The organism is Planococcus sp. TJ-307 (assembly GCF_058268435.1).
In genome coordinates, this window is sequence record NZ_JBZDOJ010000001.1 from 298,166 (window position 1) to 322,007 (window position 23,842).

Genomic DNA, 23,842 nt, shown 5'->3' on the forward strand with positions numbered 1-23,842 from the left:
TTTCGCAGTATATTTAGCTTGGCATGCTTTTTGTGTCTCTGTCCAGTGAAAGTGCTTGGATTGTTCGGGATTTTGGGTTCTTAGGACAATAAAAAGGAGCCTGAGCCTGAATAAATTCAGGTTCAGGCTCTTTTGTTTTTACTCTAAGTTTGCGTGCCGGCCGTACATCGTGTTGGAGTTCAGACCTTTTTTATCCATGAATCTCAAGATCACCGCATCATAGAAAAGGAGAAGCGACTGCTCGAACAGCGAGCCCATTGGTTGAATGGACTTGCCGCTGGCGCCGTCTGCTTTTGCTTGAGCAGGAATGGTGATGTGGATGTCTGCCAGACTGCCGATTGTAGACTCCGGGTTTGTGGTAATCGCCACGACTGTTGCACCGATAGACTGGGCTTTTTCTGTCATTGCTGCCAGGCTTTTGGTTTCGCCGGAACCGGAACCGACGATAAAAATATCATCAGCTTCTAAATTCGGAGTCACCGTTTCGCCGACAACATAGGAATCCAAGCCTACATGCATCATACGCATGACAAAAGATTTTGCCATAAAACCGGAGCGGCCACCGCCAGCCACGAATATTTTCTTGGCCTGGAGGATGCCGTTGACCAGCTTTTCAGCTTCTGTGTCATCAATGAGCGACAGTGTTTGCTTTAGTTCGGCCAGAATTTCTTCTGTAAAGCCTGTGGTGTTCATGTTAGACAGTTACGCTTTCTTTGATTAGCTTCTGGATTTTCTCAGCTTCTGCGCCTTTGTCGTCTTTGCTTGTGATGCCGCCGCCGACAATGATCAAGTCTGGTTGTGCCTTGATCACTTCTGGCAATGTTTCCAATTTGATGCCGCCAGCTACAGCTGTGCGTGCGTTTTTCACGACGCTTTTAATTGTGCGAAGATCTTCGAAAGAGTCTTTGCCTTCTGCTTGCAGGTCATAGCCCGTGTGTACACAGATGTAATCTGCTCCAAGAAGATCAAGTTCTGCAGCGCGTGTTTTGATGTCTTTTACTGCGATCATGTCTACAAGGATTTTTTTGCCTTGTTTTTTAGCTTCTTCAACAGCACCTTTGATAGAAGAATCTTCTGCTTGTGCAAGGATTGTGATAATATCTGCACCTGCTGCAGAAGCATTCGATACTTCATAAGCTGCAGCGTCCATGATTTTCACGTCAGCTAAAACTTCCAAGTTCGGAAATGCTGCTTTCATTTCAGAGACGGCTTTTAAGCCTTCTTTGTTGATGACTGGGGTACCGATTTCAACGATATCGATAAACGCTTCTACTTCTTTAACCAATTCGATTGCTTGCGGAATGTCTACTAAGTCTAATGCTAATTGTAATTTCATGTATGTGGATCTCCTCGTATTCGTATTTTGACTCACACTCAGTATAAGGCCTACTGTTATTTGTGTGAAGTACGCACTTTGAAATCACATACTGACAAAAAGTATACCATCAGTCATATCAAGGTTTTGCGCGTGCGACAAAAGGCCGTCCAATTTAATAAGGCAATAAAGTTCTTTATATTTCTCATTGAGTAAGCTCCCCAGTATAGTATTTGTGACTATGTGTTTTGAAACTACGTACTTACATTAGAGGGAACAAGCCACTATACTAGAAACTGTTGTGATGATCAGATGTATTTAAAAGCTGGAGATAATAGAGTGGGAGGATTTAACATATGAAGATCGAGAGTTTAACAGAAGAATTTTATCATATAGATGAATCGGATGAATTGCAAAAAGAATGGGTTATGCAAGACATGACATTTGTGTTATTCGGCGCGACCGGAGATTTGGCACAGCGAAAACTGTTTCCTGCGCTTTATAATTTGTATCTTGATGAAAAGTTGCCGGAAACAATTTCAATCGTGGGATTGGGCAGAAGAGATTATACAGATGGTGTATTTCAAGAAAAAATAGAACAGTCACTCCATACCTATTCCAGAAGAGCCGTTCAAACAGCGACGTTGCAAAAGTTTCTAGACAAGTTCCGGTATTGCATATTCGATGCAACCGAAACAGAGGCGTATCACCAGCTGCATGAACTTATCAAAATGAGAGAAAGCGATCTGGGCATTCCGCAAAATCGCCTGTTTTACTTGTCAGTGGCTCCTGGGTTAATCGATTTGATTGCTTCCAACCTGGATGCGGCCGGTGTCTCACAAAGCAACGGATGGAACCGCCTCATCGTTGAAAAACCGTTTGGACGGGATCTGGAGACGGCAAGACAACTCAATCATAATTTGGGGAAAGTGTTTGAGGAAGAAGAGATTTACAGAATTGACCATTACCTAGGCAAGCCGATGGTTCAAAACCTGAAAACCTTGGTGATGGCGAATCCGGTATTGGGGTCGCTGCTGAACCATCACCAAATTTCCAATGTCCAAATTACAGCGAGCGAGACGGTCGGAATAGAAGATCGCGCAGGCTACTATGACAAAGCCGGTGCCATTCGTGATATGGTGCAAAATCACCTGTTGCAGCTGGTGATGATGACCGCCGTTCATTTGCCGGATAATCTGATGGTCAGCACAAGCCGGGTTAACAAGACTGAAATTATTGAGTCGCTTCAACCGATTGTGAAAGAACAGGCTCATCTGGACATTATCCGTGGACAGTACGAGCCTGGAGAAATCCAAGGGTCTGCGGTTGCTGGATACCGGGAAGAAGAGGGAGTTGCCGATCTGTCGAAAAATGATACGTATGTTGCGGCACGCATCGCGATTGACCATCCCTCATGGAGAGGTATTCCCTTTTATATCCGCACCGGCAAGCGAATGAACGAAAAATCGACACAGATTGTCATTGAGTTTGAAAACCGGGCGATGGATTCAGAAATGCTAAAAGGAGCGGCTCCCAATTTGGTGATGGTGGAGATCAGCCCCAATGAAAGCATTTCGCTTCGAGTAAACTTGAAAGATGCTGCCAGCAACCAGTTCAAGCCGGTCTGGACCAACTTGTCCACAAACTCAGAAGATCAGCCGGAAGCTTACGAGCTGCTGCTCTATGACGCACTCCGCGGCAATTCCACCTTTTTTGCCAACTGGAAAGAAGTCGAACTGTCATGGGAATGGATTCAACCGGTATTGGAAGCTTTTCAAGAAGATTTAGTGCCGCTGAATTTTTATGCTGCAGGTTCAAAAGGTCCGGAAGAAGCCGACGAATTACTAATGAAAGATCAGTATAAATGGTGGTAAAAAGATGCTCGGAAGTTTCCATGTGATTCGTACTAAAAAAGAATATTCGGACATTTAGTTTGAAACTGAGAGTTATTTGTCTTATGATAAAAGGGCATCAATGAGTGAAAGTTCACAGCTGAAGAAGGATCACAATTTGAGGAGGAATTTATTCATGACAAAGATTGGTATTATTACAGGAAGCACACGTCCGGGGCGCAACAGTGTACAAGTTGCAGAATGGGTTAAAAGCATTGCAGACAAGCGTGGAGATGCCGAATACGAAATCGTGGATTTAGCGGATTTCAATTTGCCGATGTATGCAGAGCCAGTTTCAGCGGCATATAGCCAGGATTATCAAACTCCTGAAGCGATTCCATGGTCTCAAAAAATTGCCGAACTTGATGGGTATGTCTTTATCTGTCCAGAGTACAATCATGGCGTAACATCTGCATTAAAAAATGCCATCGATTATTTATATGTAGAGTGGAACAACAAGGCAGCAGGGATTGTCAGCTATGGTTCTGCAGGCGGCGTTCGTGCAGCTGAATCGTTGCGTGTCATCTTAGCGGAGTTGCAAGTAGCTTCTGTCAGAAGCCATCCGGCCATGTCTCTGTTCACTGATTTTGAAAACATGAGTGTTTTCAAACCAGCGGAAGTTCATGAAGGTGCAGTTACAACCTTGCTGGATCAGGTTAATGCCTGGACCAACGCGTTTGAACCACTTCGAAATAAATAAGATAACAACCTATACGATAGATAATGGTTAGGAGCAGCCCGTTTTACGGACTGCTCCTTTTCGGCTTGAAAACAGTTGACATTTTCTTTTTCGGGTGTATATTTGATTTAACGTATATTCAAATAATCAGATATACTAAAAAGAAAAGAAGGTCTTTATTATGAAGAAGAAGCCGTTTTTCACTGGAAGATACACAGGCTATTCTTTCCAAAGTTTCAAAAAAGACCTCCTCTCAGGGTTGGTTGTGGGAGTAATTGCAATTCCTTTGGGAATGGCTTTTGCCATTGCATCCGGCGTCAATCCGGAATACGGAATCTATACCACCATCATTGCAGGGATTCTCATTTCAATTTTTGGTGGATCCAAGTTTCAAATTGGAGGTCCAACAGGAGCTTTTATCCCGGTTTTGTTTGCCGTTGTCATCGCCTACGGATATGAAAGTTTATTGCTGGCAGGATTTATGGCAGGGATTATCTTGCTCTTTATGGGGATTTTTAAGCTGGGCTCGTTGATAAAATACATCCCGCGTCCGGTAACTATTGGCTTTACCTCTGGAATCGCAGTCATTATTTTTGTAGGCCAAGTGGCCAATTTTTTAGGATTGACCGGTGTAGAAAAGCACGAATCCTTCTTGCCTAACGTAAAAGAGATTTTTCTCCATATCCAAACAGTCAATCCATATAGCGTCTTAACCGCCGCTGTTTGTCTTGCCACAGTAATCTTAACGCCAAAGATCATTCCCAAGGTCCCAGGGCCGTTAATCGGTCTATTGGTCTCCGCTGTAGCGGCCAGTGTATTTTTCCCTGGCCAGGTGGCGACAATCGGTTCAACTTTTGGAGAAATTCCAAAAACGCTTCCGGAATTTCATTTTCCCGAAGTCACATTTGAGAAAATCCAGCTGCTAATCGGCCCGGCCTTTGTGATCGCCATGCTGGGTGGAATTGAATCCTTATTGTCTGCTGTTGTTGCGGATGGCATGACCGGCGGCAAGAAGCATAACAGCAACCGGGAACTGATCGGACAGGGAATCGCGAATATGGTCACACCTTTGTTCGGTGGTATCCCTGCAACTGGCGCCATCGCTAGAACAGCCACCAATATAAAAAACGGAGCAGTTTCTCCTTTTTCAGGGATAATCCATGGTGTGGTTGTTCTTTTAGTCCTGATTCTTTTTGCACCTTACGCTTCGACCATTCCCCTGGCCAGTATGGCGCCTGTTCTGATGATTGTGGCCTGGAATATGAGTGAAAGGCATATATTTATAAGTTTGCTGAAAACCAAAACAGCAGATTCGCTCGTTCTGGTTGCCACTTTTTTATTAACCGTTTTTGTCAGTCTGACAGTCGCGGTGGAAGTTGGTTTGTTATTGGCTGTTATCTTGTTCACCAAACAAATGAGTGAACTGCTGATCACTGCCAAGGTGCTGCCGGATCCGGCCCATAAAGATGAAAAAATGGGGACCCATATGGTGACGGATATCCACGATTGCCCACAGATCAGCATATACAATGTGGAAGGGCCTTTGTTTTTTGGTTCTGCTCAAGCTTTCGAGCAATCCATCATGAATACTATCCACTACAAACCGAAAGTCCTGTTGCTTCGAATGGGGAAAGTCCCATTTATGGACACAACGGGTGAGTCTTATTTGTCCAGCATCATCAAAGATTTTTCAAAACAGGGCACGGTCCTGATCTCTGGAATGAAGCCGCATCCGGTAAGTGTGATGAAAAAAACCGGGTTGTATGACTATACTGGAGAAGAGCATTTCTTTGAACATACCGGGGAAGCCATCAACTTTGCCTTGGATAAGCTCGACAGAAACAAATGCCTGGGCTGCCAGCATTTTGCCTTTAACGAATGCAGAGCTCTTTCTGTTGGAAATGAACTTCATAAAACGGAAGCAAATGCAGAAGAGAAGGGTGAAAAACTGTTATAGAGAGGGAGAGAGATATTTTGGATATGGAAATGCAGCGGTTCAAGTCTGAGTTTTTTAAGGCTCTTGCCCATCCGCTTCGGATTCGCATTCTGGAGATTTTAGCACAAGGGGATAAGAGTGTGAATGAAATCCAGCAATTAGCTGAAAGCGAAGGTTCGGCAGTATCCCAGCAACTGACCGTCTTAAAGGCCAAAAACATCGTCACAGGAACCAAAGAGGGGAATCGCGTAATTTATTCCTTACGGGACCCGATGATTATTGATCTATTGGATGTCGCGAGAAAAATTTTCAATAACCAGTTGTCGGAAACAATCACTATTTTGGACCGATTTAACTACACGGATAAAGAAGAGTGATAAACCATATAAGCTGACGGAAAAGAGAGGATGTCCTTTTCTGTCAGTTTATTTTTTATGAACAAAGGAAAAGCAAATAAAAGTGAATGAAAGAGGATAGTTGACGTCAGAAAAAGTACATGATACAATTATCTCGAATTAAAGATATATTAATTCAAGGTAAATGGGGTCAGTCGAATGGAAGTGTCGAATCTCAACTTGAAAGCATTAACGGTATTAGTTCAAGCAACAGACGCTCTTCACGAACTAATTAAAAGGGATGTTGCGCAGTACGGGTTGAATCCGACCGAGTTTTCGGTGCTGGAGCTGCTGTATCACCGCGGAAAGCAACCGATTCAGCTGATCGGCAAAAAAGTGTTGATTGCCAGTAGCAGTATCACGTATGTCATTGACAAACTGGCAGCAAAAAATTACGTTGAACGCCAAGCATGCCCGGAAGACCGGCGTGTGACGTTTGTAGAACTGACAGACGAAGGCAGGAACTTGATGGAAGCAATTTTCCCAAAGCATGAACAAGTAATCAATGATGTGTTTCAAGGCATGCAGCAGCGGGAAATAAAAGAAATGATCAGCACCGTCAAAAAAATTGGCTGTCGCTCGAAAAACACTTAAATTTTTTTAATTCATTATCTCGAATTCGAGATAATGACAATACTTATACTAAAAAATGAGGAGAGATAGTTATGAACGAATTAAAAGGAATGCACCATGTCACTGCCATTACGAGCAGTGCCGAAAAAAACTATGAATTTTTCACTTATGTACTGGGCATGCGCCTGGTTAAAAAAACTGTGAACCAAGATGATATCCAAACTTATCATTTATTTTTTGCCGATGACAAGGGTTCAGCGGGAACTGACATGACGTTCTTCGATTTCCCGAACATTCCAAAAGGCACCCATGGCACAAACGAAATTTACAAAACGGCGTTCCGTGTCCCAACGGACGAAGCACTGTCTTACTGGATCAAGCGCTTTGATAAATATGAAGTGAAACATAAAGGCATCCAAGACGTATTCGGCAAGAAAACTTTATCGTTTGTTGATTTTGATGATCAGCAGTACATGCTGGTATCGGACGAGAACAACGAAGGCGTAGCATCCGGCACGCCGTGGCAGAACGGCCCGGTTCCATTGGAGTTTGCAATCACTGGGCTCGGCCCAATCCATATCCGCATCGCGGAATTTGAGTCATTTAAAGAAGTGCTGGAAAAAGCAATGCTGATGCGCCAAGTCGCAAAAGAAGGCTCTTTCTATCTGTTTGAAGTCGGCGAAGGCGGAAACGGGGCGCAAGTGATCGTTGAACACAATAAATTGCTGCCTTCAGGACGCCAAGGCTTTGGTACGGTCCACCACGCAGCCTTCCGTGTAGCAGATACGAGCGTATTGCAGGAATGGATCGACCGCATGCAAAATCTTGGATTCAATACGTCCGGCTATGTTAACCGCTTTTTCTTCGAATCGCTGTATGTGCGTGTAGCACAAGGCATCTTGTTTGAATGGGCAACAGACGGACCCGGATTTATGGGCGATGAGCCTTACGAAACAATCGGCGAAAAGTTATCCTTGCCGCCATTCCTTGAGCCGAAACGCGATCAAATCGAGAAACTGGTGCGTCCGATCGACACGGTGCGCAGCACACGTACCATTGAAAAAGAATATCTGTAAAATAAATAGGTAAATGAAAACAAGCTACAGAATGTGCACAAGCAGCTGCACATTCTGTTTTTTTGTTAAAATGAATGAATAGGCAGTAATTATTTTAATGCCGATAAAAGCCGATGATAAAATCAGCAAAGGAGCAGGTAAACATGATTTCAATTGATCCGCAGCAAAACAATGAACGCGACAACTACAAATTTTTGGTTGGTTCGATCATTCCAAGGCCCATCGCATTTGTCACGACACAGTCAGAAGCAGGAGTGGTCAATGGAGCACCGTTCAGCTACTTTAACATCGTTTCCTCCAACCCGCCCATGGTCTCGGTGTCGATTCAGCGGCCAACAGATAAGCTGAAAGATACGGCCCGCAATATTTACGCGAGTGGTGAATTTGTGGTCCACATTGTGGACCGCGATAATGTGGAAAAAATCAATGAGACTGCGGCTTCCTTGCCGCCTGCGGAAAGTGAAGTCGACTTGGCCGGACTGACACAAGTGCCAAGTTTGGTTGTGTCCGTGCCGGGTGTCAAGGAATCAAAAATCCGTATGGAATGCCGCTTGCTAGAATCGGTTGCACTGGGAGGCGATGGACCTGGCAGTGATTTGTTTATCGGCCAAGTCGTCCAATTTCACATAGACGAAAGCATTTACGAAAATGGCCGCATCGATCCCATCGGCCTGGATGCTGTCAGCCGGCTCGCGGGGACGAATTATGCCGCCATTGGAGACATTTTTTCACTGGAACGGCCAAAATAAGGCAAAACAAAAGGAAGAAAAAACGCAGACCTGCTGTCGTTTTTCTTCCTTTTTGTGTGGTGGAAAATTACACCAACTTTATAATGGGTCTTTTTTTGGCGAGCATGCTCGTGAAGTTTTCGACGGTCAACGGTTTGCTGTAAAGATAGCCTTGAATTTCATCGCAGTCCAGCTCCTTTAACAAAGCCAGCTGTTCTTCCGTTTCTACACCTTCTGCAATCACCGACATATCAAGGCTGTGGGCAATAAAAATCATGGCTTCCACCAGTGCTTTGTCGTGGGCGTTAGAGGCCATATCCTGGACAAATGGCTGAGCGATTTTCAAGTTATTGAGCGGAAACCGTTTCAAGTAGCTTAAGGACGAATAGCCGGTGCCAAAATCATCAATGGCAATTCGGACACCCAAATCCCGCAGCGCGCGCATTCGCAAGATGGCTTCTTCGGCATCATCGACAGCGACGCCTTCTGTGATTTCGAGCTCCAGGGAAGATGCGGGAAAGCCGGTTTTTTCCAAAACCTGCTCAATGGCGGACATTAACCCGTCATCCATAAACTGCAAAGGCGATAAATTCACAGCCAATTTCAAGTGGGGAGAGCCGGCATCGTGCCATTTTTTAGCTTGTCGGCAGGCAGTATGCAGCACCCATTCACCCATAGGAAGGATCAGCCGCGTTTCTTCTGCCAATGGAATAAACTCACCCGGAGAAATGTGGCTTCCATCCGCAGTTTGCCAGCGGATCAAGGCTTCCATGCCGATAATTTCTCCCGTTGTGGCTTGAATCTGCGGCTGGTATTGTAGGATGAACTCTTCATTTGCAATCGCACGGCGCAAATCGTTTTCAAGCGCTATTTTTCGGGAAGCAGTAAAGGCCATATCCTCGGAAAAGAATTGGAAGTTGTTTTTGCCTTTTTCTTTTGCGCTGTACATGGCACTGTCGGCATGCTTCAGCAATTCACCGGTCGTTTCTCCATCTTTTGGATAGACGGCAATGCCAATGCTCATCGAAATATGCAGCTCCTGGCCATAAATCACCAGCGGCTTTAAAAAAGCAGACTGCATTCGGAGAATCAAAGGCACAATGTCTTTTTCATCTTGAATATTATTGAGAATCAGTGTGAATTCATCACCGCCTTGCCGCGAAATCACATCATTCGAGCGCAGGCTATTGCTGATTTTTTGCGAAAAATTTTGCAGCAGCAAATCACCAAATTCGTGTCCAAATGTATCGTTGACATTTTTAAATCGGTCCAAATCGATAAACACAACCGCAATTTTTTGGGAAGTTTGTTGTGCTGAAGATATCGAGTCTTCCAATTTTTCCAGGAACAGCCGCCTGTTTGGCAATCCGCTCAGTACGTCATGATAAGCAATGTGTGTCATCTGATGGACAGCTGCCTCCAGCTCTTCGTTCTTGGAAGTGACTTCGACCGTTCGCTGGTCAATTTTATGTTCGAGGACAGAAGTCAGGTGATGGTAATTGTACAACAGTTTTTGGTTGTTCCGGAGAGTAAAAATCTGCCTTGTAATGATGAGGAAAAAGGCGATGGCTGCTCCTATAATTAGGGCCAACATGTCTTCTTGCTGCTCAAAAATCATGACGGTAAACAATAAACTGATGCTTGTATAAGGCAACAACAGACGCAGAGTGGTGATGCTGTTGATTGGCTCGATTGTTGCTGGCTGTACGGATTTTGCAACCGATTCTAGAGCAGTCAAGCCGGCCAATGCCATCAAGAATAGGCTGAGCGAAAACAGCGTGTCATAGAAATTGCCCTGGCTATACGTACCAGCAAGCATGGAGTAGAGATGTGCATTGCCCGCCAATACTTGCACGATTAAACTGGTTGTGATCAATGCTAGTACACGGACAGGGAAAAAGTGCCCCAGGCCAAGATATAAGCTGATGGCACTAAATAGCAATAGCAAATCACTCACTGGGTAACCGATTGAAACCGCGAACAATAGGGGAGAAGCTGTTTCCAAAACAAGCTGCGGTTGAATCAAAAAATGCCAGCTAAGCGCGGTGAAGACCGTCACAAGGATGGCCATATCAAAAAGAAACTTAATCTGGTACGCATTTTCTTTTGTTTGCATAATTTGATAAGCGAAAGCAGCTAAATAGAAGGAAATCTGAAGGAAATAAAACAAATCTGGCCATCCTGGATAGTTGATGTCAATCGTCGTTATGAGGATGCTGTATACCCCGAAACTTTCGGCAATCGTGTAGCTGAGGCAACCCAACGCCATCAATAGCCAAAAGTAACGTTCCTTTCCGGCTAACTTAAAATAGATCGTGAAAAGGATAATGGCCGATATCAAAGGAGGCAGCCATGCAAACAAGGAAAGTATTATGGGCTGACCATCGCTGAATAAAATCCAACCACAATAGGAAGCAATGTATAAAAAGATAAAACCGACGAACAGTTTTTTTAGTTTAGGAAGAATGATTGTATCCACCTCGTTTTCACGCGTTAGAGTTTTAAAGCCTGCCTGTATTTCCTTTATTATTATAAAGAACTACTATATAAAAATAAACAGGAATATTACATATAATAACATTTATGTGTAAAATATTTACTACAAAACACACGTTATAAGGTCTTGATGCCTATGAATAAAGGGTTTTGCAATTGGAATAAAAAAGAAAAAGATTGAAAAAAACACACAGAAAAGGACTGATCCTGGATAAAGAGACAGTCCTGAAAGATTATTCTATAGTGTACTGATGTTGTTCTATCGCTAAAATCTAACCGAATGCTTTAAACTTTAGCCGCCCAAATCTCGATTTCGATTTTGATTTCCGGCAATCCCAGTTCGGTGATATAGCCGACCGTCATGGCCGGATAGTCTGTACCAAACAAGTGCGACCACTCAGCATATAGGAAATCCCAATCGATTTTTTGGGTTGCCCAAATGTTCACTTTAATGATATTGTCCGCGGTTAATTGCTCGGCCGCCAACACCTTTTGTACGTTTTCAAAGGTATTGGCAATTTGCTGATTGGAGCCTTCTGGAAGATCTCCATTAAAATCTACGCCGATTTGGCCAGAAGTCACATACAGCTCAGCATTTTTAGGGATTTTGGTAATGTGTGAATAATTGCCGACAGGTTTTGGCATACTTGCGGGATTGCTTCTTGTAATTTTATTGTGTTCCATTAAAATGTTCCGCCTTTCTGGAAGCTGAAAAAGCTGGTCATAAATTCTTTTTTGCTGCCTGGTTATAGTTATTCCATACTCCAGGATTCAATCCCTTTTTCTCGATTGGTACATCTAGTTTGTAACTGCCATCAAAAAGCAGGATACTAAGACTGTAGGAAGTGAGTAAAATCTATATAGATTTTAGAGACTTTACTAAAACCACCAGATAACGTTACCTATTCTGAACTCAGGAAAGAGGAAAAGCATATGTCCATTTATTCATTTCAAGCGAAATTATCAAACGGAGAAGAAATTGATCTCCAAAAATTCAAGGGGGAAGTCCTGCTATTGGTGAACACTGCCAGCAAATGCGGATTGACCCCTCAATATAAAGAACTAGAAGAATTGTACAAAACGCATAAAGAAAAAGGATTTGAAATCATCGGATTTCCATGCGATCAGTTTGGTGGACAAGAGCCGGGAACAGATGCCGAAATTTCGGAATTTTGTTCGGTTAACTATGGCGTCAGTTTTCCACTCGCCCAAAAAATTGAAGTGAATGGCAAAGCTGCCCATCCGCTTTACCAATATTTGCGCAAGCAAGCTCCCGCTGATGAAGAGTTTGATGAGGCAGGTGCGTTGCAAAAAGAAGATCGGGACATGCTGGAAAGCTCCGACATTACTTGGAACTTCACCAAATTCCTTGTTGATCGCCAGGGAAATGTGCTGCACCGTTTTGCGCCGGCTGTAAAACCAAAAAGTATCGAAACCGTTATTGAGCAGCTCCTGACTCCACCTGCCTGATATGTTTACAACATAGAGTAACAACAAGCATAGCTGAAACAGTGAAAACTGCTGCAGTTGTGCTTGTTCTATTTGAACCCCATAAACCGTTACGGATGGATCGTTTTCTTATTTAACCAGAAATTCAATCGTCACTAAAGAATTCAAAAGCTAAGAGCGAAACGTGGAAAACAAGGGTATGGAATCTGTAGTATGGAAAGTTACCTTTATGGAGGAGGCACTTAATGAAACCAAAAGTTTATATTGCCCGTACTGTCTCAAAAGAAGTGGAAGAATACATCGGAGAACATTGTGACTACCGGAAGTGGCAAGGAGAAGGTCGAATCCCACTGGACGTTCTGAAAGAAGAGATAAAGGATGTGGCAGGTGTGTTGGTTCAGCATGCGCCAATTACGGATGAACTGCTGGCAGGTGCGCCGCACTTGAAAGTCATCAGCAATTCGGCGGTTGGCTACGATTCATTCGACTTGGAAGCAATGAAGCGGCATAAAGTGCTCGGCACGCATACGCCTTTTGTGCTGGACGAAACGGTGGCCGATTTAGTTTTTAGCCTCGTCCTTTCCACTGCCAGGCGCATACCTGAGCTGAACAATTTGGTGAAGCAAGGAAAATGGAGCAAGGATACAGAGGCCAGCGAACTGTTTGGCACTGACGTGCACCACGCCACGATGGGCATTGTTGGCATGGGGCGCATCGGCGAGAAAATTGTTCGAAGAGCGCGGTTCGGTTTTGAAATGGAGGTTCTTTACAATAGCAGAACCCCTAAGCCAGAACTTGAAGAAAAATACGGCATTGTTTACAGTGAGTTGGATGCACTGCTGGAAAAATCCGATTTTGTCGTACTGATCGTGCCATTAACGCCCGAAACGCATCACCTGATGGGAGAAGAACAATTTAAAAAAATGAAGGACAGCGCGATTTTGATTAATGGAGCCAGAGGAACGGTTGTGGATGAGGAGGCGTTGATCCATGCTTTGGAACAGGGCGAGATCAGGGGAGCAGGCCTAGACGTCTTTGAACAAGAACCTGTCAGTCCAGACAATCCCTTGCTGCAGATGGAGCAAGTCGTTGCGCTTCCACATATCGGCTCAGCTACCGCAAAAACGCGTGCTGCCATGGCTATGAAAGCGGCGGAGAACTTGGTCGCGGGTGCGACAGGAAAAGTTCCACCGGATGTGGTCAAGGAATTGCAGGGGCTGTTGGATGACCCATCTTAAATCTTAAAGAAGTTCAATACAAAATGAGAACGACGAGCAGTTCTTTTAAGATTCCAATCGCTCACATTAATATCATAAAGACGACCCTCAAATTGCATATAAATTTGAGGGTTTTCCTGTTGATGCGACAATGCCTGTTTAAATAAAAGTGGACTTGTCAACTAACAGGAGCGGGAGCAGACCCATATTATTTTCTAAATTTACTGGCAAAAAACTTCCATTAAATTGAATATTTATTTATTTCTGACTTTTTATGTTAAAGTAAATACAAGGTTCGCAGGCACTTACAGCTTAGCCAAAGAGATACTAGAGTTAAGAGAATTGTCAGATTGAAAGGTAGGATAAAATGTATGAAGCACAATGGGATATCCAAGAAGTTAAGCAGTTAAAAAAGAAGCAATTAGTTCAAGGCAATCTTGCAATGCTGCTGTTATTCCTGTTGCTTGTTTATTTTGCTGATAGCGGCAACTATGCCATCATTATTGGGATATTTTTTGTAGTGATGTGGATCGTACTGGCTATTATCTTGTACACCTTGAAGACGGGACGGCCAGTTGGTACAAAGACAAGTAAGCGTGTGCAGGAATTTGATAAAGATCGCCTGGGAGAGAAACGTTGGAGACGAAATAGAATAATTGAAGCTGTCGGCATCAGTATCGCAGGTGTTGCTATTGCAATTTTATTGTGGGATACAGATTTTAGCGCTGTACGATTGGATTCTCCCAGCTATCATTTCCCATTTATTGGAGCTTGGATAGGCTATAACATTGGAGAGATTTTCAGAATGAGCAGTTTATAAAGGGCAGCTGTATGTACGCAGAAACTTTTTTAACCATGAAGATTTAGCTGAATAAGCAACTTGACCTTTAGCTAATAGTGCATCAAAGAACCCGTTAATTCCAATGAGAATTAACGGGTTCTTTGATGGAATTACTAATGCAGCCCAGAGAATAGGAGTTTTGTTGTTCAGTTAAAACTTATGTATCCTCTGCCTCTTTTTTAGAAGCACGGAGGTACTCGAGCCAGAAGATCCACAGCGTCACAGCGGAACCGATCCACAATGAAGGACTCGATAAGGAAATGCTGTTGTGGGATTCTCCTCCAAGTGCCGTCAAGACAGCCAACACAAGCATAGGCACTACAATCATCAGCAGGGGAAAGATGATCATGTAGCGCTTCTTTTCGCGGCGCGGCCTAAGCGTCAACGCACTCAATGCGATCATCAGCACAATGACGGCAAACAAAATCCATGTTGGAATGCCAAGCGAAGCCAGCGTTCCCGGAAAATAGTCATTAACCAGCAGTGTACACAAATTAATCAGTAATACGGCAATAATAAGCCAATAGGTTTTCAACAAAAAAATCCTTTCCGTGTTGGCATAATCAATCAACCTTGCCTTCAGTGTAACAAAATAAGTTGGGCATAACAGGGAAATAAGGGAATTGGTTTCTTATTGTGAAGTTCGGGTGACCATTGTTTTAAAATCCAGAACAAAAACCAGTAACTTCCTTTTTAGGAAGCCTACAAAATAAAATACAGAGCTGATATCACCAAATAGCAGACGATCCAAATCAATACGGCAAACTTAAAGTTCAGTTTAAACGCGATATAGACAGAGTTCTTTTGGCTAATCGCCGCCAGCAGCAGGTTCAGTCCAGAAAATGGAGAAGACAGAATGGCCAGGATCCAACCCGCAAGCAAGCCAAGGCTTAAATACAAATGATCATCCGCAAACAACGGGGAGTTGCTCAAGGTGATGGCCAAAATAGCGGCGGTGATGATGGGGTGGACGCCAATCCAAGCGGGAAAGGTCATCAACAAGGCCAATACCGGAATCAAAAGCAAAACATGGGTTATATTCAAAGTTTCCAAAAGGCTCCGAATCCAATCGTCCGCTCCGTTGTTTAACAAAGCCGTACCGAAAGCGCCGGCAATGATGAAAATCGACAGCTCATTTCCCATTGATGGAACTTTGACGTGAATGTATTCCTGAAAGTTTGCAAAAAGCTCACCCAAAGTGCCAAGGAACAATGACCATACGATAGAGACGACAAGCGCGGTCAGCGGAATGATGGTCAACACCGATAAGCCAGTCACACTTTCAATAACTAAGATCGCAGCGGTGACAGCGAGCAGGATAATGGCAAGTTCCAATACTTTGCACTTAGCTTCACCGAGGCTCACCGGATTTTTGACAGGTGAAACTTCTGGAATAACAATGCTGTTTTTGCGCTCTGCAAAAAATCCGATGCCCATCAAAATAACGGTGACAGCGAGGCCAACCGGGAACAGTTGCAGCCACGTCACATCAAAATAAGACAGCACTAGCGCCATGGAGATAAAGTAAGGGGACCACATGAACGCCATGACAAATCCGCGGCTCAAAGCTTTGATGCGCACTTCATTAAAAGGCTTGAACGACTGGGTGTTTGTCAAATCGTAAAGAATGGGAAGGGTGCCGACATTCATGACGGCACCGACACTGCCGGCAGCCACGGTCGTAAAAAGGTACAGGTGATGCGTTTTCTTAATATAGTAGGCAAAAATAACTTCTATATACTTTAGATACTGCCCCTGCTGAATCGGAATCGACAACAACGGCACAAAGATGAAAATTGCCAAAAGATTGGCATTGGTTTGCAGCGCCAGGAAAAACTCACGCAGCCCATTGCCACTGGCGTCCATCAACAACCCCACAACGAGCAGCACCGAAATCAAAATCTTCGGCGTCCGCGGAAGGTAGGGAAAATATGAAACAAGCACAGCTAGTGCAAACAAGCTGACCAGAAAAATCGAGTAAGAGAAAGGGACAAAGAAAGACAGCAAATAGGTTCCACCCATGAGCAGGGTGCTGAGGGGGCGGATGATTGGTTTCATGTGAAAGACTCCTTTTGAAAGTGGGACGGTTTTTATTTAGTTTGACAGAAAAGTTTGTGGGCGTCTTGAATAGTGCTCTAGCTAGTAGGCTTTACTAAAACTTAGCATCTAATAACCGGATAAAATACTTACAAATATTTCAATTTAGCTTAAAAAGAAGAATGTATTGCAAATAGAAAATGTTAGAATAAAGAGAATTAAATGTTTAATACTAGTAGGATATATAAAAAAATTTAAAAAGCAGGTGAAGCTTATGAAAAAAAATATAAATGTAGTGGGAGCAGTTATTACAAGCGGTGATACGATCTTATGTGCGCAGCGAGGAATGGAGAAGAGCTTGCCGGGCTTATGGGAATTTCCGGGCGGTAAGATTGAAGAAGCAGAAACACCGCAAGAAGCTTTGCAAAGAGAAATACAAGAGGAAATGCAGTGCACAGTAGAAATTGGTGAGCAGCTTGAGTATACGGTGTATGAATACGATTTTGGAATCGTCCATTTGACGACATTTTATTGCCAGCTAGTCGAAGGTATTCCAGTGTTAACAGAACATAGCGCGATACAGTGGTTGGAAGCGCATGAGTTGGAGCAGCTGGAATGGGCACCAGCTGATATACCTGCGATACAGAAATTAAAACAGGTGCATAAAGCTCAGAAGTAATTGAGTTATTTGGAAGAAGCGAGGGACGAATATGAATTTTCTTCAGAGTTTAGAAGACTCAATTTACAAAGGATTTATTGATCAAACCAAACCGAGTGGGGAACGCTTTAAGCCAACCCTGCTGATCAACAACACCAAAACAAACGAAACGGTATTGAACTCGATCATTGAGGAGTTGGATAGCTGCCAATCGTTTCTTTTTTCTGTGGCTTTTGTCACGGAGAGTGGGTTGGCGACGTTGAAAACCCACTTATCGGACTTAGATCAAAAAGGAATCAAAGGAAGAATTTTGACCTCGACATTTTTGAATTTCAATCAGCCGAAAGTATTCAAAGAACTTATGAAAATCAGCAATGTGGAAGTACGATTATCGAGTATGAAAGGCTTTCATTCGAAGGGGTATATTTTTTCTCATAACACGCATAAAACCTTGATCGTCGGGAGTTCTAATTTAACGGCGCAAGCCTTGAAGGTGAACTACGAATGGAACATAAAATTGAGCTCGCATGAAAATGGCGAATTGGTTTCTCACTTTTATCATCAATTCGAAGAAGTGTGGGAAAGCGCGCAGCCGCTGACAGAACAATGGATCACAAGCTATGAACAAGCGTACGTGCCGATGGAATACCGAAAAGAATGGACCAATGTGGCCGAATTTCCGGAAGTGTATACAGAAAATCCATTAGAAGAAGCCATCCATATCAAACCGAACAACATGCAAAAAGCTGCTCTTCGGGAAATACAAGCGGTGCGGGAAGCTGGGAATGACAAAGGCTTGGTGATTTCAGCGACCGGTACGGGGAAAACTTACCTATCCGCGTTTGACGTGCGTGAATTTGCACCAAAACGAATGTTATTCATCGTTCATAGAGAACAAATTCTTCAAAAAGCTAAAGCTGATTTCATTCGAATATTGGGTGGTGTAGAAAAAGATTTCGGAATTCTGTCGGGCAATTTACGGGAGACGAATGCCCGTTATTTATTCGCGACCATTCAAACGATTTCAAAAGAAGACACACTCCGTCAACTGGATCCGCAAGCATTTGACTATATTTTAATTGACGAAGTACATAAAGCAGGAGCCCAATCGTATCAGCGGGTGATAGAGCATTTCCGACCGAAGTTTTTAATGGGGATGACTGCGACACCTGAACGTACAGATGATTTTAATATTTACGAGCTGTTTGATTATAATGTGGCATACGAAATTCGCTTACAGGAAGCATTGGAAGAAGACATGCTTTGTCCGTTTCATTATTTTGGCGTAACGGATGTGGAATATGAAGAAGGCGTGATTGACGAAGCGACGGTTTTTTCAAAGCAGATAACGGAAGAACGTATCGAGCATCTTCTGCAAAAGGTCGAGTATTACGGCCATTCAGGTGACAAAGTGCGAGGTCTCATGTTTTGCAGCAGAAAAGAAGAAGCGCTTCAACTTTCAGAAGAGCTGAACCAGAGAGGTTTGAAGACTGTCGCATTGACCGGCCAAAATTCTCAAGAAGAGCGTATTTTGCAGGTCGAACGGTTAGAAAACGGCATTATCGATTATATTTTAACTGTTGATATTTTCAACGAAGGGATAGATATTCCGAGCGTTAATCAAGTCGTCATGCTGCGGCAAACGCAGTCGAGCATCATCTTTATCCAACAGCTCGGGCGCGGCCTTCGAAAGCACGGCTCCAAAGAATTTGTCACGATTATTGATTTTATTGGAAATTACAAAAACAACTACCTCATTCCCATCGCTTTGTCCGGCGAACGTTCGCAGAACAAGGACAACATTCGCCGTCGAATGAAGGATACGAGCTACATCAAAGGCATTTCCACTGTGAACTTTGAAGAAATAGCAAAAAATCGTGTGTTTTCGGCGATTAAAAAAAGCAATTTAAATGACATGAAGATTCTTCGGGAAGCCTATATCGAACTTAAAAACAGAATAGGACATATTCCACAGCTTCAGGATTTTATTCACCACAATTCAATCGATCCTTTAGTGATTGTTCAGAAGTATACAACCTATCACCAGTTTTTAATGAAGCTTAAAGAAATTGATCCATTGGTCAATGGATACGAAGAACAAGTGGTAACCATGCTTTCTTTGGAGATCTTAAATGGCAAGAGACTGCACGAAATACTACTTCTTGAATTATTGCTGGAAAAAGAAAAGGTCACGATGGCAGCATATGAACAATACCTAAGATCTCATAACTGCTCAGGTGACCCAGAAACTTTAGCATCGGTACAACGAATCATGGACCTGAGCTTTTTCAACCAAGGCCCTCGGAAAAAATACGGCACGAAACCACTTGTGGTTTTTGGCTCAGATAGCATCGAGTTTAATAAAGAAATTCAAGAAAGCCTAGCGCGAAATGCAAGCTTTCAAGCGATGCTGAAAGATCTCGTCACAAGTGCCAAAGAGTTAAGCAAAAGTTACAGATGCGACCAGGCTTTAACACTGTACAAAAAATACACTCGTAAAGATGCTTGCCGGCTATTGAATTGGACAAGCGACGAAAGCTCAACGATTTATGGGTACAAGACGAAGCATGGGACCTGTCCGATCTTTGTTACTTACCATAAAGATGCCGAAGTGGAGTCGAGTGTGGCATATACAGAAGGCTTCATCAGCCCCGAAATCTTCACATGGTCGACCCGAAGTAACCGTACGTTAGCGTCTGCAGAAGTAAAAACCATTTTGGAAGCTGCGGAAAACGGCATCGACCTCCATTTATTTATTAAAAAAGATGATGACGAGGGTGGAGATTTTTATTACCTCGGACAGGCTCTTCCAGATAAAGAAAATGTAGAACAAGCATTAATGAAAGATAAAAACTTAAAGGACATTCCAGTCGTTCACATGCAGCTGGCATTAGAAAATACAGTAGAAGGAAAACTTTATCGTTATATTGCGAGCGAAGAGGGATCGACAACAGATTGATCTTTGAGGAAACGGAAAAAGCGGAAAGGCTAAAATCAGCCTTTCCGCTTTTTCATATTTTTTATTCGAAACCATTATTTGCTGAACCTATAATTTCACAACTGTCCGTCCCAAATGCTGGCCATTTTTGATAGCGTCGATTGTTTCGGTCAATTCTTCCAGTGAAATCTCGTTTACCAGCGTTGTTTGTGTGATGTTCCAGTCGCTCGCCATTTTCTCCCACAGGCTGCCGCGCTTTTCGATCGGTACGTTGACCGAGTCGATTCCGAGCAGACTGACGCCTCTCAGGATGAATGGCAGCACTGTAGTGTTTACTTGAAGTCCGCCGGCGTTGCCGCACATGCTCATGCTGCCGTCATACGAGATCTGTGGAATCAACGCAGAAGCCACGTCTCCGCCGACCGTATCCACTACATAGTCGAATCGGGTTTTGCCTAATGGCTTTTTGGCATCTCCGAGTTCTTCCGCAAAAATGATATTTGTTGCGCCCAGTGATTTAGCGACTTCGGCTTGGTGTTCTTTCCGTACCAAAGCGGAAATGTTTTGGTATCCGCTTTTCGACAGGATCTGCAGCGCGATGCTGCCGACTCCACCAGTTGAACCTGTCACTAAGATGGCCGGATTTTTTGCCGGATCCATGCCGTTTTGTTCCAGTGCACGAATGGAAAGTGCTGCGGTAAATCCGGCTGTTCCGAATACCATGGCGTCTTTCAAGCTCAAGTTAGCGGGCAGCGGCACAATCCATTCTGCCGGGACGCGTGCATATTCTGAAAAACCTCCCGTATGGCTCATGCCCATGGCAAATCCTGTGACGATTACTTCTTGTCCCTCAGTGAAGCGGGAGTCTGTTGACTCAACGACAGTGCCGCTCAAATCAATTCCGGGAATCATCGGATAGTTCCGGATAACGCCTGCATTTTTCTGTACTGCCAGCATATCTTTATAGTTAATGGAAGAATAGGCAACTTTAATCAAAACTTCCCCTTCGGAAAGCTGATCGGAATTGATCTCCTCCAAACCATAGATTACTTGGTCTTCTTGTTCTTTCACTCTAACGGCTTTAAATTGATTCATGCAGATTGCCCCTTTCTGGAAAATGGATTGAATGCAAAAACTACCATATGGCTATGGCTGCCGTCAATTTAGGACAGCCTGTGTATTTACCGCAATTTCTTCTTCAAGCTCAACTGTTTTTTCTTTTTCTTTTCAGAAACCAGTGGCTTTGGCGCCGGATTAAAGTCGTCGTCGTACAGGCCGGTATAAGCTTGGTACCAAGCGAACAAGTGGGCAAGCACCACTTTGCTGACGGCATAGGCGGGAATGCCGAGAATGACGCCCGGAATGCCGAACAGATTTCCGGCTGTTAGAAGTACGGCAATAATGGTGACGGGATGGATGCTTAAGTTGCTGCCCAGAATGAGAGGCTGAATAACGCGTCCTTCCAGTGTTTGCTCAATAAAGAAGACAATCAGCACCTTGACTAGCATGATGGGCGAATGGACCACCAGAGCAATGATGACAATTGGCAATAAGGCAATGAACGTACCCAAAAACGGTATCAAGTTCAAGGCACCCGCCAAAATACCAAGTGTCAGTGCATACTCGAGGCCGATGATGCTCAAACCAATCCAAAACATCAGTCCGACAAAAAAGGCGACAATCAGCTGGCCGCGGATATACTGGCTGATTTGCATGTTCATTTCACGCAACAGAACATAAGTATGTTCCCGCATTTTCGATGGCACAAGCTTCATGATGTGATAAGGCAGCTGATGGCCGTCCTTCAATAGATAAAAAAGGATAAAGGGAGTCGTAATCACTGCGAGTACAGTCGTCGACAGGACACCGAAGACGCTGCCAATGCCGGTGACAGTGGTCCCGACAACATCATCTGCCTGATCTGTGATGGAAGTGGATAGGCTGTCTGCATTGCCGGTCAATTGTGTTTGCAGCTGGGACAGGATGTCGCTTTGGAAAAATCTATCGATCTGAGAGATAAAAGTGGCTAAATAGTCTTGCCAATTTTCCAGCAAGCTTAGTGTCTGCTCGCGAATAATCGGAATCAGAGTTGCGATGCCCCAGGCAAGCAAGCCAATAATAATCACAAAGACAATAGAAATACCACCGATGCGCTTGATGTGTTTCGTTTCCATCCAGTCGATAAACGGATTTAGCAAATAGTATAAAACACCCGCCATGATCAGCGGCAAACCCATGACATCAAAAAAAGCGGAAAATGGCTGAAAGATATAGCTGATTTTTGGCAGCAGCAGCAAGTTCAGCATAAGCAATAACAGGATGACCAATACAGATACCGCCTTGTTGTTCAGCACCCATTTCACAAACCAGGAAGCTGCATGGCTTAACGCATGTTTGTTTTTGTCCTGCTCCATCACGTGCACCTCTTTCCTGAATAAAACAGTTTGAGACGCTGGCCCCGCATCTTATTATTATTTTCATTATATGCCTAAAATACCCGTATAGCGCAGTTCTCACACCGCCGCTGAACTTTATTTTTCTAAACAGGGATGCCTTATCCACATGTGGATAACTGCTAAAGAATAACGAAACGACAAAGTTATCCCCGTTTTATAAGGAAATCATCCACATATCCAGCAACGGGCAGGATAAACCGTAAAAATCCTTTTTAAAAACCCAGTCTTCCATATTGATGGAAGACTGGGTTGCGATCGTCTATTGGTTTGCTTGTATGGATGCGACCAGTTGGGTTAATCCTTCTTTTATAGGGGTAACGGGCCGGCCAAGAAGTTTTTCAAAGCCACGACTTTCTACATCCAATGTGCCTTCGCGGATGCTTTGCTGGATGCCGACCAACATCGGAATGAGAAAGTCAGGCAATCCTGCACCCAACATGGTTTCTGCGTAGGCCGCATCATCTACGTGTTGGACTGGTACTGTTTTTCCAAGAACCTCCCCCAAGACAGCGGCAAATTCGTCCTGAGTCAGTAAACTTCCTGAAAGTTCGTAGATGGCATTTTCATGTCCTTCTTGTGTTAACACAGCTGCGGCTGCCGCAGCATAGTCCTGTTGCGGTGCCCAGCCAACTTTGCCATTTTGGGCTGAAGTTAGCCAAGGTGCGCCTGCCAATACACCTTGAATGCCTGAAGCTTCGTTTTCCAAATACCAATTGTTGCGCAGAAATGCGTAAGGAATGCCGGTTTTCTGAATGGCTTGTTCTGTTGCCTTGTGCGGCGGTGCCATAAGATTTGTGCTTTCCTGTGCGTTCACCACGCTTGTATAAGCGATAAAGGAAACGCCGGCTCGTTGTGCAGCAGCGACTGCGTTGCCATGCTGGACGATGCGCGTATCGTTATCTCCATCTGTGGAAACAATCAGCAGACGATCAATGCCGGCAAAGGCTTTGTCCAAGGTTTCCGGCTGATCAAAGTCTCCGTGGCGCACATCAACACCGCGGTCTTTCAGATCCTGTGCTTTCTCCGGACTGCGAACACTGACCGCCAATTGCTCTGCGGGAACGGTTTCCAATAAAGTGTTGACTATTTTTGAACCTAATTTTCCTGTGGCGCCTGTCACTAACAGTTTCATAACTGATTCCTCCGCTTCGTCTAT

The 23,842-nt window shown here is 43.9% G+C and carries 21 protein-coding genes; 12 read left to right on the forward strand and 9 right to left on the reverse strand.

Going from position 1 to position 23,842, the window contains the following annotated elements; genetic code table 11:
* Positions 1-138 precede the first annotated feature (138 nt).
* Together hxlB and hxlA are read right to left on the reverse strand one after the other, a co-directional pair.
* A complete protein-coding gene (gene hxlB, locus AC4EHK_RS01425; protein ID WP_490977018.1) occupies positions 139-693 on the reverse strand; it encodes a 6-phospho-3-hexuloisomerase in 555 nt (184 codons plus the stop codon).
* A 1-nt stretch (position 694) separates the two neighbouring features.
* The gene (gene hxlA / locus AC4EHK_RS01430) at positions 695-1,336 is read right to left on the reverse strand and encodes a 3-hexulose-6-phosphate synthase (RefSeq protein WP_490977019.1); all 642 of its coding nucleotides are present in this window, start codon (positions 1,334-1,336) and stop codon (positions 695-697) included.
* Positions 1,337-1,743: 407 nt separating this feature from the next.
* On the opposite strand from hxlA, the gene zwf reads away from it, so the two are divergent.
* The 7 genes from zwf to AC4EHK_RS01465 all read left to right on the forward strand — a co-directional run bounded on the left by zwf (position 1,744) and on the right by AC4EHK_RS01465 (position 8,615).
* Positions 1,744-3,189 (forward strand): glucose-6-phosphate dehydrogenase, encoded by a 1,446-nt coding sequence (gene zwf, locus AC4EHK_RS01435; protein ID WP_490977907.1) that lies wholly within the window; start codon positions 1,744-1,746, stop codon positions 3,187-3,189.
* Between the two features lie 154 nt (positions 3,190-3,343).
* Positions 3,344-3,907 (forward strand): NADPH-dependent FMN reductase, encoded by a 564-nt coding sequence (locus tag AC4EHK_RS01440; protein ID WP_490977020.1) that lies wholly within the window; start codon positions 3,344-3,346, stop codon positions 3,905-3,907.
* A 160-nt stretch (positions 3,908-4,067) separates the two neighbouring features.
* Positions 4,068-5,843: a SulP family inorganic anion transporter gene (locus AC4EHK_RS01445; protein ID WP_490977021.1), complete on the forward strand. Its 1,776-nt coding sequence runs from the start codon at positions 4,068-4,070 to the stop codon at positions 5,841-5,843.
* A gap of 23 nt (positions 5,844-5,866) precedes the next feature.
* Positions 5,867-6,199, forward strand: coding sequence for an ArsR/SmtB family transcription factor (locus AC4EHK_RS01450; protein ID WP_490977908.1), 333 nt, complete (start codon positions 5,867-5,869; stop codon positions 6,197-6,199).
* A gap of 177 nt (positions 6,200-6,376) precedes the next feature.
* Entirely contained in the window at positions 6,377-6,811 is a 435-nt protein-coding gene (locus AC4EHK_RS01455; RefSeq protein WP_490977022.1) for a MarR family winged helix-turn-helix transcriptional regulator, read from the forward strand.
* A gap of 71 nt (positions 6,812-6,882) precedes the next feature.
* A complete protein-coding gene (locus AC4EHK_RS01460) occupies positions 6,883-7,866 on the forward strand; it encodes a ring-cleaving dioxygenase (RefSeq protein WP_490977023.1) in 984 nt (327 codons plus the stop codon).
* A gap of 143 nt (positions 7,867-8,009) precedes the next feature.
* The gene (locus AC4EHK_RS01465) at positions 8,010-8,615 is read left to right on the forward strand and encodes a flavin reductase family protein (protein WP_490977024.1); all 606 of its coding nucleotides are present in this window, start codon (positions 8,010-8,012) and stop codon (positions 8,613-8,615) included.
* Between the two features lie 67 nt (positions 8,616-8,682).
* Here the strand turns inward: AC4EHK_RS01465 and AC4EHK_RS01470 are convergent, their stop codons facing one another.
* Positions 8,683-11,073 (reverse strand): putative bifunctional diguanylate cyclase/phosphodiesterase, encoded by a 2,391-nt coding sequence (locus AC4EHK_RS01470; protein WP_490977025.1) that lies wholly within the window; start codon positions 11,071-11,073, stop codon positions 8,683-8,685.
* A 302-nt stretch (positions 11,074-11,375) separates the two neighbouring features.
* Positions 11,376-11,774 (reverse strand): RidA family protein, encoded by a 399-nt coding sequence (locus AC4EHK_RS01475; protein ID WP_490977026.1) that lies wholly within the window; start codon positions 11,772-11,774, stop codon positions 11,376-11,378.
* Between the two features lie 249 nt (positions 11,775-12,023).
* Between AC4EHK_RS01475 and AC4EHK_RS01480 the strand changes: the two genes are divergently transcribed.
* From AC4EHK_RS01480 to AC4EHK_RS01490, 3 genes are all read left to right on the forward strand, one after another.
* Complete coding sequence (locus AC4EHK_RS01480; protein ID WP_490977027.1) at positions 12,024-12,560, forward strand: glutathione peroxidase; 537 nt, start codon at positions 12,024-12,026, stop codon at positions 12,558-12,560.
* A 224-nt stretch (positions 12,561-12,784) separates the two neighbouring features.
* Positions 12,785-13,777 carry a 2-hydroxyacid dehydrogenase gene (locus AC4EHK_RS01485; protein ID WP_490977028.1) on the forward strand — a complete coding sequence of 331 codons (993 nt, stop codon included), beginning with the start codon at positions 12,785-12,787 and terminating at the stop codon, positions 13,775-13,777.
* A 346-nt stretch (positions 13,778-14,123) separates the two neighbouring features.
* The gene (locus AC4EHK_RS01490) at positions 14,124-14,576 is read left to right on the forward strand and encodes a hypothetical protein (protein ID WP_490977029.1); all 453 of its coding nucleotides are present in this window, start codon (positions 14,124-14,126) and stop codon (positions 14,574-14,576) included.
* Positions 14,577-14,754: 178 nt separating this feature from the next.
* Here AC4EHK_RS01490 and AC4EHK_RS01495 read toward each other — a convergent pair whose 3' ends face one another.
* Positions 14,755-15,132 carry a hypothetical protein gene (locus tag AC4EHK_RS01495; protein ID WP_490977030.1) on the reverse strand — a complete coding sequence of 126 codons (378 nt, stop codon included), beginning with the start codon at positions 15,130-15,132 and terminating at the stop codon, positions 14,755-14,757.
* Between the two features lie 167 nt (positions 15,133-15,299).
* Complete coding sequence (locus AC4EHK_RS01500; RefSeq protein ID WP_490977031.1) at positions 15,300-16,655, reverse strand: hypothetical protein; 1,356 nt, start codon at positions 16,653-16,655, stop codon at positions 15,300-15,302.
* 253 nt (positions 16,656-16,908) lie between these two features.
* On the opposite strand from AC4EHK_RS01500, the gene AC4EHK_RS01505 reads away from it, so the two are divergent.
* Together AC4EHK_RS01505 and AC4EHK_RS01510 are read left to right on the forward strand one after the other, a co-directional pair.
* Positions 16,909-17,313 carry a (deoxy)nucleoside triphosphate pyrophosphohydrolase gene (locus AC4EHK_RS01505; protein ID WP_490977032.1) on the forward strand — a complete coding sequence of 135 codons (405 nt, stop codon included), beginning with the start codon at positions 16,909-16,911 and terminating at the stop codon, positions 17,311-17,313.
* A 31-nt stretch (positions 17,314-17,344) separates the two neighbouring features.
* Entirely contained in the window at positions 17,345-20,251 is a 2,907-nt protein-coding gene (locus AC4EHK_RS01510; RefSeq protein WP_490977033.1) for a DEAD/DEAH box helicase, read from the forward strand.
* Positions 20,252-20,338: 87 nt separating this feature from the next.
* Here the strand turns inward: AC4EHK_RS01510 and AC4EHK_RS01515 are convergent, their stop codons facing one another.
* The 3 genes from AC4EHK_RS01515 to AC4EHK_RS01525 all read right to left on the reverse strand — a co-directional run bounded on the left by AC4EHK_RS01515 (position 20,339) and on the right by AC4EHK_RS01525 (position 23,818).
* Positions 20,339-21,325, reverse strand: coding sequence for a YhdH/YhfP family quinone oxidoreductase (locus AC4EHK_RS01515; protein ID WP_490977034.1), 987 nt, complete (start codon positions 21,323-21,325; stop codon positions 20,339-20,341).
* Positions 21,326-21,411: 86 nt separating this feature from the next.
* A complete protein-coding gene (locus tag AC4EHK_RS01520) occupies positions 21,412-22,644 on the reverse strand; it encodes an AI-2E family transporter (RefSeq protein ID WP_490977035.1) in 1,233 nt (410 codons plus the stop codon).
* 301 nt (positions 22,645-22,945) lie between these two features.
* On the reverse strand, positions 22,946-23,818 hold the full coding sequence (locus AC4EHK_RS01525) for an SDR family oxidoreductase (protein ID WP_490977036.1): 873 nt from the start codon (positions 23,816-23,818) through the stop codon (positions 22,946-22,948).
* Positions 23,819-23,842 lie beyond the last annotated feature (24 nt).